10 protein-coding genes are annotated in these 14,512 nt (G+C 61.0%); 2 read left to right on the top strand and 8 right to left on the bottom strand.

Going from position 1 to position 14,512, the window contains the following annotated elements; all coding sequences use genetic code 11:
* Window positions 1–107: 107 nt before the first annotated feature.
* The 5 genes from AC6H1L_RS05425 to AC6H1L_RS05405 all read right to left on the bottom strand — a co-directional run bounded on the left by AC6H1L_RS05425 (window position 108) and on the right by AC6H1L_RS05405 (window position 6,802).
* Window positions 108–512: an HIT family protein gene (locus tag AC6H1L_RS05425; protein ID WP_497600518.1), complete on the bottom strand. Its 405-nt coding sequence runs from the start codon at window positions 510–512 to the stop codon at window positions 108–110.
* A 285-nt stretch (window positions 513–797) separates the two neighbouring features.
* Window positions 798–3,029, bottom strand: coding sequence for an LUD domain-containing protein (locus AC6H1L_RS05420; RefSeq protein ID WP_497600517.1), 2,232 nt, complete (start codon window positions 3,027–3,029; stop codon window positions 798–800).
* A 79-nt stretch (window positions 3,030–3,108) separates the two neighbouring features.
* Complete coding sequence (locus AC6H1L_RS05415; protein WP_497600516.1) at window positions 3,109–3,858, bottom strand: LutC/YkgG family protein; 750 nt, start codon at window positions 3,856–3,858, stop codon at window positions 3,109–3,111.
* Between the two features lie 29 nt (window positions 3,859–3,887).
* Window positions 3,888–5,918 carry a nitrilase-related carbon-nitrogen hydrolase gene (locus AC6H1L_RS05410; RefSeq protein ID WP_497600515.1) on the bottom strand — a complete coding sequence of 677 codons (2,031 nt, stop codon included), beginning with the start codon at window positions 5,916–5,918 and terminating at the stop codon, window positions 3,888–3,890.
* A 134-nt stretch (window positions 5,919–6,052) separates the two neighbouring features.
* The gene (locus AC6H1L_RS05405; protein WP_497600514.1) at window positions 6,053–6,802 is read right to left on the bottom strand and encodes a GntR family transcriptional regulator; all 750 of its coding nucleotides are present in this window, start codon (window positions 6,800–6,802) and stop codon (window positions 6,053–6,055) included.
* Window positions 6,803–7,029: 227 nt separating this feature from the next.
* Here AC6H1L_RS05405 and AC6H1L_RS05400 point away from each other — a divergent pair, with 227 nt between their 5' ends.
* Window positions 7,030–7,167, top strand: coding sequence for a hypothetical protein (locus AC6H1L_RS05400; RefSeq protein ID WP_497600513.1), 138 nt, complete (start codon window positions 7,030–7,032; stop codon window positions 7,165–7,167).
* A gap of 279 nt (window positions 7,168–7,446) precedes the next feature.
* Complete coding sequence (locus AC6H1L_RS05395; RefSeq protein WP_497600512.1) at window positions 7,447–9,996, top strand: sensor histidine kinase; 2,550 nt, start codon at window positions 7,447–7,449, stop codon at window positions 9,994–9,996.
* A 232-nt stretch (window positions 9,997–10,228) separates the two neighbouring features.
* Here the strand turns inward: AC6H1L_RS05395 and AC6H1L_RS05390 are convergent, their stop codons facing one another.
* The 3 genes from AC6H1L_RS05390 to AC6H1L_RS05380 all read right to left on the bottom strand — a co-directional run bounded on the left by AC6H1L_RS05390 (window position 10,229) and on the right by AC6H1L_RS05380 (window position 14,215).
* Window positions 10,229–10,855, bottom strand: a complete 627-nt coding sequence (locus AC6H1L_RS05390; protein ID WP_497600511.1) for a hypothetical protein — start codon at window positions 10,853–10,855, stop codon at window positions 10,229–10,231.
* A gap of 157 nt (window positions 10,856–11,012) precedes the next feature.
* Window positions 11,013–11,921 (bottom strand): hypothetical protein, encoded by a 909-nt coding sequence (locus AC6H1L_RS05385; RefSeq protein WP_497600510.1) that lies wholly within the window; start codon window positions 11,919–11,921, stop codon window positions 11,013–11,015.
* A 626-nt stretch (window positions 11,922–12,547) separates the two neighbouring features.
* On the bottom strand, window positions 12,548–14,215 hold the full coding sequence (locus AC6H1L_RS05380) for an L-lactate permease (RefSeq protein WP_497600509.1): 1,668 nt from the start codon (window positions 14,213–14,215) through the stop codon (window positions 12,548–12,550).
* Window positions 14,216–14,512: the final 297 nt, after the last annotated feature.

Below are 14,512 nucleotides of genomic sequence, written 5' to 3'. Positions count from 1 at the left end.
TCCAGACTCGGCCTGCCCAGCCCCAAGCGCATGGGTAGCCGGGCAGGGAGGCGCCGCTAGACGCTGTCTACTCTAAGCGGTGGCTCAAAGCAGCATCAGATGCGAGCCTACTGAGAGAGCTGAGCATGCAAGTCTGCCGCCAGGCGCTCCAACTCGCTGCGCTCAGCCGGGCAGCCCTCCCAGCGGAGAAAGACCCGCCCCAGAGCAGTATCGTGCGGGAAACGCGGCAGCAGGTGGAGATGAAAATGGCGCACACGCTGCTGAGCAGCATGGCCGTTAGCCTGAACCAGGCTTAGCCCTGGGCAGTTGCTGGCGCGCCGGATAGCGCGGGCCACGTGCACGGTAGCCTGAAAGACCCGGGCAGCAAGCTCATCATCGAGATCGTAGATGGTCTCGACATGCTTGCGCGGAGCGACCACAACCTTGTAGGGGTTCGGCTGTTCCTCGCTCAGAAAGGCCACTACCTCATCGCTCTGATAGACTATGTTGGCCTCCACTTTTCCGCTGATCATCTCACAGAAGATACAGCTCACGGCTGACCGCCTTTCTTAACAACGCCGATTTCGTCTGGCGTTGCGCTCCAATTTCACTGAAAAATAGTCTGGGCGCCAGGAAGGAAAGAGCCTATCTGTGAGCAGAGAAGCCCACTCTTGGCCTGGTCCATTAACAGTATACGCTGCGAGTCGTTGTAATGCAATTGCAAGCGCAACATCAGGCCATGCTCGCCGCCAGGCCCGGCAGAGCACGGGCCCAGTTAGCGGCGGGCGCGGCCTGAGTGCTGTCCGTTCCTCAAAGCGCTAAGGGAGATACTCGGCCACCAATTGAGCCAGATGAAGGACCCGGAGGGGCTTACCGGCGGCATCGACGCCGCCGCGCAGATGCATCAGACAACCAGGGTTATCAGAGACCAGCAACGTCGCCCCGGTCTCTTCGGCATGTCTCAGCTTTTGCGCAAGCAGGCGCTCGGCAACCTCTGGATGCTCAAGGGAGGTTGAGCCACCAAAGCCACAGCAGACATCGGAATCCGTCATCTCACGCAGCTCCAGCCCGAGCACCTCACGGATAATCTGGCGCGCCTCCGCGCGCAGGCCCAGGCAGTTACACGATTGACACGAATCGTGATAGGTCACGACAGGGGCTGTTCCTGGAGCAGGACGGCGCAGAGCCGGCAGGCGCTGCTCTGCCACCAGCACCCGTAGCAGGAAGTTGGTGAAATCCATAATGCGCTCGGCCAGCGCCCTGGTGCGGTTGAGCCAGCTCTGTAGCTGCAGGTCCTCGAAGAGGCGCAGATAGTCCTGCACGAGAGTCACGACGCAACTCGTTGAAGCGCAGACAATATAGTCAGCGCCGCTCTCGTCAAGCGCGCGCTCCAGCATGCGCACCGTTTGCTTGGCCATAACCAGGCCGTGGGCGCGATCGCCCGAATTGAGGGCCGGCAGGCCGCAGCAGTGCTGAGCGCGCGGGAAGACCACGCGCAGACCGCTGCGCTCCAGAATCTGGATGACGGCTTCACCCATCTCGGGATAGAGGCGGTCGGTCATGCAGCCGGCGAAGTAGCAGACCGTTATCTCACCAGCCCGGCGCGGATGCTGGCGCGCCGCCGTCAGATTGGCGCGGACGCCGACGCGATCGCGCAGAGGACGGAACGCAAAGGCAGGGAGGCTGCGCCAGCGTGTCAGCCGGGCCAGCGAGCGCAAGCCGGGCAGACGCTCAAGGAAGCGCAGATAGCGATAGCGCACGTAGGGCGTGCCCAGGGTGGCCGGCCACTGGCCAAGAGCGGCCAGACGGGCCAACAGATCGAAGAGGCGTGGCCGGGCCAAGGCCTCAAAGATCAGGCGCTTCAGCCAGGGCAGGCCCTCACTGGCGGCGACTCGACTGCGCACATCCAGAATGAGGGAGGGCAGAGGGATCTCCACGGGACAGACGGTCTCGCAGGCGTTGCAGCTCACGCAGAGGCTCTGCGGACCGGCGGCGGCCTCCAGGCCGTGGTGGAAGGGGGTCACCACCAGCCCAATGGCGCCGCTGTAGATATAGCCAAAGGCGTGACCACCCACCTGCTGATAGGGCGGGCAGATGTTGGCGCAAGCGGCGCAGCGGATGCAGCGCAGAGCCTCCCTAAAGCGTGGGTCAGCGCGCATAGCGCTGCGTCCATTGTCCAGCAGAACAATATGGACCTCCTTGCCGGGCCGGTCCGGTCCCGTGATAAAGGTCGTATAGCTGGTCATGGGCTGGCCGGTGGCGCTGCGTGCCAGCAGGCGGATCTGCGTGATAGCGTCGGCGAAGGTAGGCAGCAGCTTATCGTAGCCCGCCAGCACCACATGCACCGGCGGCAGCGAGGTCACCATGCGTCCATTCCCCTCGTTGGTATTGAGCATCACCGTGCCGCTCTCGGCGATCAGGGCATTGGCCCCACTGATGCCCATACCGGCCGTCAAAAAGGCCTGGCGATGCTCGCGGCGAATGACCGCCACCTGCTCAGCCACATCCTCACGCGAGATCTCACGTCCAGTAGCGCGGCTGAGCACCTCACCCACTTGCTGGCGGGTCTTATGGATGATGGGCATCACCATATGCGAGGGGCGTTCATGGGCGAGCTGGGCCACCCATTCGCCCAGATCGGTTTCGACGGCCTTGATGCCTCGCTCCTCTAAATAGTGGTTTAGCTCGATCTCCTCGCTGACCATCGTTTTGGACTTAACGACCAGTGTGATGCCCTTACGCCGGCAGAGTTCATAAATATAGCGGTTGGCATCCTCAGCAGTACGGGCCTCATAGACCACGGCCCCGGCGGCCTCGGCTCGCTCCTTGAAACGAGCTACCAGCTCCTCTTGATGAGCAATGGCCTCGTCCTTGGCGGCGCGCAGGCGCTGGCGCAGATGGGCAAAGCTATAGTCAGGACCATACTCGGCCTCCGCTGCGGCGAACAGCGCCTGACGCGACTGACGCCAACTGGGAGCGAAACGCTCCAGGGCGCGATGCATATGCTCGTCGCTCAGGCCCCGTTGCAGGCGCTCCGCGAACGGAGGCATATCGTGGATCTGCGGAGCAGGTTCCGCGGCCCTCGTCTGGGTAGCGAGAAGCTGCGCAGGTGCGTGGTGTGCATGCTCCTTATGGCTCATCATGCTTGTCCTTTGCTTGCTGGGTAGCGGGAGAGAGATTGCCCGCGGAGGGCGTAGCAACAACAATCACGCAGAGCGCGCGTGGTCCCTGGACGCCGATCGTCAGGGTGCGTTCGATATCGGCGGTACGGCTGGGGCCAGTCACCAAAGAAATATAATGCTGCTGCTGGGGTCCCGGGCGAGTTAACGTCTGCAGCAGCGTGGCCGCCTCGTCAAGGAGCGGAACAAGCTGCTTGGCGGAAACAAGGACAAAGTGGGTCAAAGTGAGCATGCCCACAATGCGAGCCGCCAGAGCATTATCGGCCAAAAAGACCGAGCCGGTCTCGGCGATTGCCAGCGCAGCGCTAGAGAGGCCGGCGGGCGCGTCGGCGACCTGCTCGGGGGTGGCCGCCTCCTCCAGGTGGATACCACGCGCACGCAAGAGCGGCAGGATGTCCCCCCAGGGCTGGCAAGACGCAAAAGCTGGCGGAATGATCAGCCGCCGCTCGATCAGCGCGGGATGGGTCGCGATGATCTCCGCGGCCTGGGCCAGATCCTCGGCCCACTGGGCCACACCGCCAGCGGCGCTCAGACGGCGTTGAAACTGAGCAAACAAAGCAGAAGGATTCATCACTTGCAACCAGAGAAACAAACACTCAGGCGGGTAGTAGCGGTCAGCCGTTAAGGCGAGCACAGGAAAGACCAGGCCAGCCGTGGGACGGACAGGGTTGCCAACAACCTGGCAGACTGCTACGCGCACGAGTAGCGACCTGTCCTCTCATCTCAGGCTCAGCGTGCGGCTGGCGTGGCGGGCGATTCCGACGGTGCGGAGGCAACCAGACCGACCGAGGGCCGCACCAGATCCAGGTACCAGAACGGCTGGCGTTTGCGCAGCAGCGGTTTGGCGCGGACCACGTTGCCCGGAATCGTCTCGCGAATATCGTAGGCCAGTTCGCCAGTCAGGGAGCCGGCCACATCGCCAGGCACATAGGTTGGCGAAAGCGTCGTCGAACGTCGACCGGTGCGCTGCTCGCGCGTATCGATCGTCATCAGCATGAGGGTCGACTCACCCTCCTCGGCGATCACCTCGCGCCAGGGATAGCTAGAGCAGGAAGGGGAGAAGATGCCGCTGAAGCCATTAGCGCGGACCCCGTTGGCCTCGCCGCTCCAGTTGGCGATCGTCAAGTAGACGTGATGCTCTGCAGCGCGGATGCGCCAGGGCAGGTAGTGCAAAGGATCGTAGCCCTCGGGCGCAACATGCGGGCCGAAGGGGATCGCCGTCGGACCCAGCCCGATGGGATTGGGGAAATTGAGCAGGGTCGGCGCGCAGACCAGATCGCAGCCCTTGCTGGCCAGCACCCGCAGCGTCTCCGGGAAGAGCACGTCGTAGCCCGTCGCCAGGCCAATGCGCCCCACGGGGCTATCGAAGGTCGGCAGGCCCAGGTTGCCCGGCGTGGCCCAGCGCCGATCAGCACGCGTCAGATGCAGCTTGCGATAGATGCCGTGAACGCCCTCGGGATCGAGCAGCAGCACCGTATTATAGTACACTGGTTCGGCGCTTCCATTGATATATGCACATTCAGCAACCCCAAGTACAATACTGAGCTGAAACTCGGTAGCCAGAGCGATCAGCGCCTCGGTCTCGGGTCCAGGCACCCGGATAGCGCCGGCGCGCATCCGCTCGGCGAAATCGGGCCGGGAGGGATCGGCTGGTCCTGGGAGAGTTAGCTCAGGCAAGACCAGGACATCGGGATAGGCCGGCTCATGAACGCGCAGCAACGAGCGTACCAAAGATTGCAGGCGCGCAAGCTGTCCCTCTTGAGCTGTCGCAAGGCCGGCCTCGGTTGGCCCCTGTTCGGGAGAAGCGAGCACCTCGCGTAGCTCAAGCTGGACGAAAGCCGCGCATGAAAGCTGGCCGGGTGGCAACTCATGCGAGTGATACAGACCGTGAAAGCGCAGAGGCTCCCACAGATAGGTATTCTGTACCAACGAGACATACTCACGCGGCAGGCGGTCCGCCAGCCGGTCGCCCACAGGCTCCTCACCAACAGGTCCCCAACTCTTCGCGCGGCAGCGCTCAAGATCGACCTCGCCGTAAACAATCCCCTCACCAGCGTCGCGGTAAGCCTGGATTGAGCCATCGGGATTCAGGATACAGCTCCCGCCACTGAACTGTACCCCGCGCTCGCGTCCGTAGCGATTGGCAGCGATGAGATAGAGGCCGTTTTCGAAGGCGCGCAGCATCCACCAGCTACTTGGACATTTCTCATCCAGCCAGCCGCAGGGGAAGAGCAGCACATCGGCCCCGCGCACGGCGGCCAGGCGCGCCGCCTCGAAATACATCGCGTCCATGCAGACCAGGATCGCCAGGCGTCCAAGTGGCGTATCCCAGACCGGCAAGCCCAGATCGCCATCGCGGGCCCAGCGTGGTTCAGCAATATACGAATGCAGCTTCCGGTACTTGCCCAGGAGCCCCTGGGGGCCGAGCAGCGCTGTCGTATTATAGTAGACAGCGCTCTCAGGATCGACCTCAGCCAGGCTCAGTGCAATATAACAGTCGTAGGTGGCGGCAAGCTCAGCGAAGCGCGCACATGTGGGACCAGGAACAGGCTCCACATAGGGGGCGATTTCCTCGCGCGACTCCCAGCAGTAGCCGGTCGTAGCCAGCTCAGGCAGCACGATCAGTCGCGCATCGTGGCGGGCGGCCTCCTCGACGAGACGCAGCAGGTCGCCGATGTTCTGCTCCTTGTGGCCCGGCGTAGGTTCGTACTGGATAGCGGCGACCCGGTACCTGGTAAAGGAGGACGCAGATGTACTCATGCTTGCAAGCTCCAGGCGTGATTGAGCAGGCGGCGCGCTGGTGGCGCCGCGCCCACAACCCCTATTATATACCATCCTGGCGAGCCTGCCAGTGCTCATGAACATACTCGCTCTGGCGACCTGGCTCGCGATCTTCAGCTCTCGCCAGGCCCGCGCCGGTAGATCACGAACTCGAAGGCATCAGAGACATGGTATTCCTGCGAGAAGAGCACGGGCCTCTGTTCGAGGTTATAGTCAACTTGCTCGATGTAGAGCAAAGGGGCACCGGGGGAAAGGCCAAGTTTCTGCGCCAGCCAGGCTTCGGCCAGCAGAGGCCGGAGGTGAGCGATACCGTGGTGAATCGTTAGACCGAGGCGCTGAGCCAGAAATTCGTAGAGCGACTCAATAATATAGAGGTCGGTCAATTCATAGCTGGCCGCCTGCAGCAAGGTCGCCGGCAGGAACTCGATCGTGAAGATCACTGGGCGCTGGTCGGCCAGGCGCACGCGTTCAATCACAAATACCTCATCTTGAGGATTGAGGGAGAGCCGCGCGGCCACATAGGGCTGAGCTGGCTGGGTCTGAATAACTACATCGCGCATGCCCGGTGTGCGCCCTGTGGCCCGGATCAGCTCGCCGATGCCGAAATTGCGGTCAAGGCTGCTCTTGACTTGCGGAGGGCGCTGGTTCACAAAGGTTCCATGCCCATGACGGCGCAGAATCAACCCTTCCTCGGCCAGCCCCTGGAGGGCCTCGCGCAGTGTCGTGCGGCTAACTCCCAGGGTCGCGGAAAGCTCCTCTTCGTTCGGTAGACGAGAGCCAGGGGGATAGATGCCCGTACTGATAAGGATGCGCAGCCGCTGACGCACCTGACTGGCCAGCGCTCTTCTGGCTTTGAGCGCCATGCAACCCCCTCCCCGCTTCTGCTTGATTGTTGAGAGCAGAGCAGGTAGACTAGAGATATAGCACAGAGGCTGTCACGAATGTTTAAGGTTGAGTCTACACAATTGATGCAGAGATGTCAAGTGGTTCGTATGATTGGCGGTTCCTGCTGTATAAAGGGTGATTGCTCTTAGAATCAGTGCAACTGTCACAAGCAAGCAGAAGATATCTGGCTGAGGAGATCTTGCCCATGCCCTGCACTGTCATGGCCGCGCCCAACGCCTGCCCGCTCTCCCTGTCTGGCGAGAGCGAGCGCAAGAGCAAGCGATCCACCTGCCTGCCATCTTCGCTGGCTTTCCCTGGCAGTAACCATCTGAACGTTAGTTAGTTCGTTTGTTATGCATTTAAGAGAGGGACTGCGTGAAGACAGCGCTTGCCAATTCGCGAACCGCTGGCCCACGGACGCCTGAATGGATAGGAGTCGGGCCGAGGAGGGAAGCGACTGCAGAGCAGGGCAGGCAGGAGAGGGAGGAGCAAAGTGGTGCTGCTGGCCGGCTGTGTTCCGCAACTTGTATCCCTCTACTATAGTGAAGTGAGAAAGAGCGAGAGGGCTGGCGGCCTGGCCTTCTCCCTGTGAGACCTGCGCCATCCGCAACATTGGTGATCCATGCAGAGCAGCGAATCGTTTAGCAGTGCTAACGCGGACTCATGTGAGTTGCCACCTCCCTATCTGGCTGCCGCTGAGGCTGAGCCGGCGCAGTGTGAGCTATTGCGGCAACAGGAGCAGCTGATCGATAGTACCAGCCTGCTGCCCGTGACCTTTCGCGCCCGCCTCTCTGCCCTGCTGAGCTATTGGCGGCAGGTGCCGCAATGTCTGCACTATTGGCTTGTCCGCCTGCTCAGCCAGGGACAAGGGGTCTCGGCCATTGTGACCCTGTTCCAACTGCCGGCCAGTGACGAAGATGGTCCGGCCTGGCTGAAGCTGCTCGCCATGCAGGCCGGACCCCTGCAGCGCTGGCCCGAGCCGGCCTCGGCCTTAGAGCAGGCGCTGCTTTGGGCGGCTGCGGCTCTCCTCTTACCGGGCGAGCCGGCAGAGCAGGCGCGGTCAGAGCTACGACGTCTGCTTTCGCCGGCTGCCTATGCCTCGCTGCAGGCCCTACTTGCCTTCATCCAGGCCTGTCATCTCTGGATTAGCGCCTATCCCGAGCGGGCGCGCCCGATTGACGAGCAAGCGCGGCAGCTCCTGCTGAGACAGCTCCAGCATCGTGAGGCAAGAGAGCAAGAGGAACTGCGTTCGCTGCTGGAGCGGCTCGATTCCTGCACAGACGAAGCAATCAGCAGGCGTGAGCTTGAGCTATATCGGCGCCAGTTGCGGAGCGTGCTAGAGGCCATCGGTGACAGCGTCCTGCTTTATGATCAACGCGGACGCCTTGTCTACCTGAATGCTGTGGCGCGTCGGCTGCTTCCTCTCTTACAGCCTGATCACGCTCGTCTGGCCTCCCTGGCGGCCAGGGGCGGAGCAGAAAGCGGGGAGGGAGAGGCAGACGAGGTGTCCCCGCTCCTGGTGGCCGAGGCTCCCGCCTATGCGCCGCTCAGGCGCATTCTGCAGGAGGGGCAGGCTATTGCGGGTGAGCAAGCGCTTGATATCAGCCTGCAGCTTGCCAATGGTGGGGAGGCCATCTTTAGCTTTAGCGGGGCGCCGGTGCGTGGCAGCCGCGGTCAGATAATAGGCGCTCTCGTGATCGGGCGGGAAGTCACGGCGCGGCGCCGGCTGGAGCAGCGCGCTCACACCGCGCTCAGCGCCCTGCTCGCTATGGCCGAAGCCCTGGTTCAGGCTGACAACGAGCCGGCTCCTATCCAGGAAGGACAGAGGGAGAGCCAGACCCGTTTGATCATGCTGCGCTTAGGCGAACTGACGCGCCAGGTATTGGGCTGTCGGCGCGTTGCCTTGCTCGGTCTAGAGCGAGAGACCGAGCGCGTCCAGCATGTGGTCGTCACTGGAGTCACGCCGCAGCAAGAGCGCCTCTGGCAAGAAAGCGTACTCGGAGCCCCGTTGAGCGCCTTTCTCACTGCGGCCCTGTTAGAGCGGCTGCGCGCCGGCGAGAGTCTGCACATTGATCTTGAGGCGCCCGAATTCAGCCATTTGAGACGTCAAATCCGCAGCTACTCTGTACGAGCGTTGCTCATCATTCCCATGTGTCTGCGGGAGCGCCTGATCGGCATCCTTTCGGTAGACTATGGGGCCGAGGAGCATCGCTACAGTCCCGAGGAATTAGCCCTGGCAGCGGCGGTAGCGCGGATGGCGACCCTCGTGCTGGAGCGCGAGCACCTGCTAGAGGAGCGAGCTGAGGCGAGGGCCAGCGTACTGGCGCTGCGCGAGGCGAATCGCCGCATGGACGAATTCATCAGCTTTGCCAGTCATGAGCTGCGCGCCCCCCTGACCGTCCTCAAGGCCAATGCTCAGCTCATCAAGCGGCTTCTCCAGAAAGCCAGCGCTCTTGGTCGCGATCTCAGTAACAAGAACGATTCCGGGGAGCAGGACCCGACTGGTCACTCTCCCTTGCTGTCGCATCCTGTGCTCCAGCGTCTGGCCGGCATTCCCGAGCTGCTCGACCGTTCAATTGCTCAGGTCGACTTATTGGATCGCCTGGTAGGTGACCTGCTTGACTTCTCGCGTATTCAATCGGAGACCTTGCAGCTAGTGCGCCGGCGCCTTGATCTTGCCGCTATTGTGCGTGAAATCGTTCAGGCTCAGCAACAGGTACATCCAGGGCGAGACATCCGCCTTATCGTCGAGAGCGCTGATGAAGTCCTTGTCGAGGTCGATGCCGCCCGCATCGGCCAGGTCCTGACCAACTATCTGCTCAATGCTCTTCGCTATGCGCCTCCTGACCGGCCGATAGAGGTCCGTCTGCGCGTCGAAGGGCAGCGGGCGCGCGTCTTGGTGCGCGACGAGGGGCCGGGAGTTCCGCCTGAGCTACAACAACGTATCTGGGAGCGCTTCTATCGCGCGCCGGGCATTCCTGTGCAGGAGGGTTCGCCGGTCGGTCTGGGGTTGGGCCTGCATATCTGTCGCACCATCATCCAGCTTCATGGCGGCGAGGTGGGCCTGGAGAGTCAGCCTGGCCAGGGCGCCACCTTCTGGTTTGCCTTGCCCCTGGCCCAGGCCGCAGACCTTAGCTCAGCCATCCAGTCGCCTGACCAGTCGCCGGCCTGAGAGAACTGGCCAGGCTGGCTCTCCAGCCTGGCTCTGGACGGAACAAGGGAGCTACGCTACTGCCACGCCGCCTGAGCGCCGCGGCCAGAGAAACCCCCAGGAAGACCGGGACGGAATGTAAGGCCAGGAAGGGGAAAACTCTGCCGGCCTGGACTCATCTCCTTCTGCCTCCCTTCCTGGCCTCGCTCCTCTTTTGGCTTGACTGCTGACTTTCTGGCTCGACAGCGCCTCCTCAGCTCCCCAGCACTGCCAGTAGCATCGCCAGCAGTCCGATGATCCGCAGGCCGTCGCCGATATTATCGATCAGCAAGGAGTTCACGAAGAAATATTTCTGAAAGATCATTAGATAGCCCAAGCCCAGGAAGAGGAAGGCCGTGCCCATCAGGAAAGCGAAGCGCGTCGGCTTCTTCAGCAGAGCCGTCGTATACATATAGAAGATGCCCAGGCAGAGAAGCGAGCGAGAGCCGCTCAGAGTGGCGCGGAGCCATACATTCGGCAGATCAGGTAAAATCGGAGAAAGCAGGCCGATACACAGAGCGGCCAGCGAACACATGATCTGCAGGCGAAGCAGAGCATTCAAATACTGGTCTGAATTGCTGAGAAGGCTGAGCAAAATAAACAGATAGGCGCAGGCCTGGCCCAAATAAAGGAACCAGTCGGTATTTAAAGTAACGCTTGTCACCAGCATCGACAGCAAATCGGCCAGGCCGGTGAGGGCGATCATCCCCATAGAGATTCCCAGCATCAGCAGGCGCGTACTGCGCACCTGGGGATAGGCAATTACCACACGCACAGTCACAAAGAGCGTAATCGTGATCAAAATAATCGCCAGCACGATGGGCATCCAACTGAGACCCACGTCTGCCTCCTTCCTAGCGAAGCAAAGCTAGAAGCAACCAGTCAACCAACCAATAGATGAGCGATAGAGAAAGAGAAAAAGCCAGAGCGCGGCAGGGCATAGTCGTCGGACGCGAGCCAGGCCAGAGCGCCTCGGCGGGGAGCAGGTGCGGGCTGGCTCAAGACTCAAAGAGTCGTTCAGCACTGACGGGACGCCCGTCGGGATCGACCAATTCCACTCGTCGCATCTTCACGAGGATATGTAAAGCGGCCAGAACATCGGCCAGCTCCATACCCGTGCTATGGACTAACTCCGCGATGCTCTGGACGCCGTCGATCGCGGCGTGCAGACGGCGAGCGCGCTTATCGCTGATGGCTGCAGAGCGCGCGAAAGGATTTTCTGACGTGAGCAGCTCAGCATCCTCTTTACGCCGCGGAATCAAGGCGGTCAGAGGAACTGGCTGCGATTGATGGCCTGGGCCGGGCGTTCGCATTGAAGCCAGCACTGTGCCGGGAACCGTCATGTTCGGCCCCGGCGTGGCAGAGGGAGAGGTCGGCAAAGGGAGCAGCAAGCCGCGCTGCGTAGCCAGGCCGACCGCCTGCCGTAGCAGCGTCGTAATCGCGTGCTGCAGATCCGCTTGAGGCGGATAGCTCGTAAAGAAAAGATAGGTCAGTGCAAAAGGTAGCGGCTCCTGGGGTCCCGGCGTGGCAGGCGGAGCGGGGAGTAAAACAGGGCTGCTCATGAATCCGCCAAGACAGTAGTGGCAGGCATACTGGTGCAGCAGGCTCACCTGCTGCGGAGGAAAGAGCATCTCAATGGAAAAGGTCTGTATGGGGCGCTGCTCAAAGGCCAGACGCTGGGCGATCAGCAGCATCTGCTCATTGTACGTAATCTGCTCCGGCAGGTTGGGATCGCGGGGAAGCATGGTGCGCAGATGAAGCACGGAGGTGCGGGCCGGCGTCAGCAGCGGTGTCCAAAACTCAATCAGCTCGATCTGGAAGTGTTCAATGAAAGCGTAGCAGAGCCACTGGAAAAGTTCATCGACCGTATATATAGCGGAGACAGCGCGCAGCAAAAGATTCATCATAACAAACTGTTGTCTACGTGCATCTGGTGAACCGGCTCTGCCTTGAGGGTACTGGCTGCTCATGAGCAAAAAACCTCTGTGTTCAGGTAACGGTCTAATCCAGTCGCCAACCAGCTCCGGCGGTTGTAGCTAGCTTTTTCCGCCTCTTCTTCAAGAACGCCAGGAAAGGGGAGATTTTTCTCTTTGGACCAACTCTATGCAGCGAAGAAAGCGGTTGCTGGCTTTTGGGCGGTGGATGCGGCGGGACCCCTTGCTCGCACAAAGCCCAAAGTCGCTATGCTAGCATAGCAGGTAGCTACATATAGTGTCAATAAAAATCGCATTAAAGTCAAGTTGAGATATCGACACATTCTGGTCAACAATTGGTTATCAGCTTACGCTTAGTAAGAGAGCAAGAAAAGGGCACCTTCTCTTTAATGTATAGTTAGGCTCAGAGTGGGACCGGGGAGGGAAAAACAAACTCCCAGCTAGCAGGCAGGGGCCTGGCTCGCCTCGGGGGCGAAGGTGGGGGGAGCGCGGCGCGAGTGGATGGAGAGAAGAGCACAAGCGGGCCGCGCTCCTTTCGGCCTGAGACGTCTAAGCTACGTTCTCTTCATCAGGGAGCGAAACCGCCAGAGGGGCGCGCCTTAGTGTGGAATGATACCGGGAACCAGGTACTGCTGAGCCATGACAATCGCTCCCAAGAGGCAGGCCAGGATAATGCTATGCCAGAACGTTCGGCGCACGACCAGGCCCTCCTTGCCCGTCAAACCAATAGTTGAGGCGCCCGTTGTCAGGTTCTGCGGCGAAATCATCTTTGACATCACAGCTCCGCTTGAATTGGTAGCGGCCATCAAGATCGGGCTGAGTTTGAGCTGCTGAGCTGCCACCACCTGCAAGTTGCCGAAGAGCGCATTCGACGAGGTGTCGCTCCCGCTCAAGAAACAGGCGATCCAGCCCAAGAAGACGGAGAAGAAGGGGAAGACCACGCCCAGCGAAGAAATGGCCAGACCGATGGTGTAGGACATCCCTGAGTAGTTAAAGAGGTAGGCCAGGCCCACGATAAACATCACCGTCAGAATGGCGTAGCGCAACTGGCGCCAGGTATCGATGAGCGCCTGCCAGAGAATAATGGGACGCGCGCCGGCGGCGATCATCACTGCTGCCGTCAGCAGCATGGCCAGCAGAATAGCCGTGCCCGTGCCCAGAGGCTGGAAGCTATAGATCGCGGCGTAAGGCTTTTTATAGAGGGTCAGATAAATAGCATTGTGCAGATTAGGCCAAGCCACATTGACCTGACCGATCTTAGCCACGCCGGCGAAAGTCCAGATAATCACCACGACACTCACCAGCAACCAGGGCAACCAGGCCAGCAATGTCTGACCCAGTGTCGGGCGCTCGCCCGCTGGCTGGCTGGTTGCTGCCGCTCCCTCCTCGCTGTTGCCGCCCCTGGGGCCGGAACTGGCATTGGCAAAGGCCGCCATATACTCTGCCGTATCGCGCGGCTTCCAAACCTGTACAAAGAGGATGACGCACAGCAGCGACACCAGCGAAGCCAACACATCAGGCAGTTCCGGGCCGATAAAGTTCGAGACTGCGAACTGTGTCAGAGCGAAAGAGAGGCCTGCCACCAGCGCTGCGGGCCAGCAGGTGCGCAGACTACGCACGCCAGCATAGACCACCAGGGCATAGAAGGGCAATAAGAGACTAAAGATAGGAAGCTGGCGTCCCACCATCGCTGACAGGGCCAGCGTTGGCAAATTGGTCACGCCATGCAGCGTCGTAATTGGCACCCCGAGCGCCCCGAAGGCTACCGGTGTGGTATTGAAAATCAAGGTCATGACAATGGCATCGAGCGGCTCAAAGCCGAGGCCGATCAGGAGGGCGCTGCAGATCGCCACCGGCGTACCGAAACCGGAAATGCCTTCCATCAAAGCCCCAAAGCTGAAGCCGATAATCAGCAGCAGAATGCGGCGGTCCGCCGGCACATTATGGACCATCCAGCGGCGAAATAGCTCGAATTTCCCCGAGCGCACCGCCACATTGTAGAGCCACATAGCGTTCCAGACGATCCACATCACTGGCCAGAGGGCGAAGGTCATGCCGTTGATGGTGGAGCTGGCCGCTAGCTGAAAGGGCATCTGCCAGACAAAGACAGCGATCAGCAGTCCGACGATCAAGCCGACCAGGGCCGAGAGCCAGGCTGAGAGGCGGACTACTCCCAGCAGGATCAGGACAACGGCGATGGGAATGATCCCAACGAGGAAGGAGAGAAAGAGGTTATTGGCGACGGGAGTCAGTAACTGGTGAAACATCGCTGTTTGCTCCTTGCGTCCAGACTACGGTGATCCTGGTTTTGCTCTCCATGCCATACACTTGCTCGGTCCGGTCTTCGCCCCAGTGCGAAAGCCAGGCTCAAGAGATGACCGACGGTGGTCGACACCAGGGCACCAGGCACCACACCAGACCAGAATCGTCATGGCTAAGCCAGGCCGCGCTGCCGTGCCAGGAGGTCGGAGTGGACGCCACGATGCGCCCGTGGGCTAGCCTGATCTGGTAGGTGAGAGAAGCTGGCTGGCCCGCGCCAGAGACAAAGAGAGCGTGTCTCGCCT

Source organism: Thermogemmatispora argillosa, from assembly GCF_059696725.1.
The sequence above is the reverse complement of the archived record's forward strand: the minus strand, read 5'-3'. Positions and strand labels throughout refer to the sequence as shown.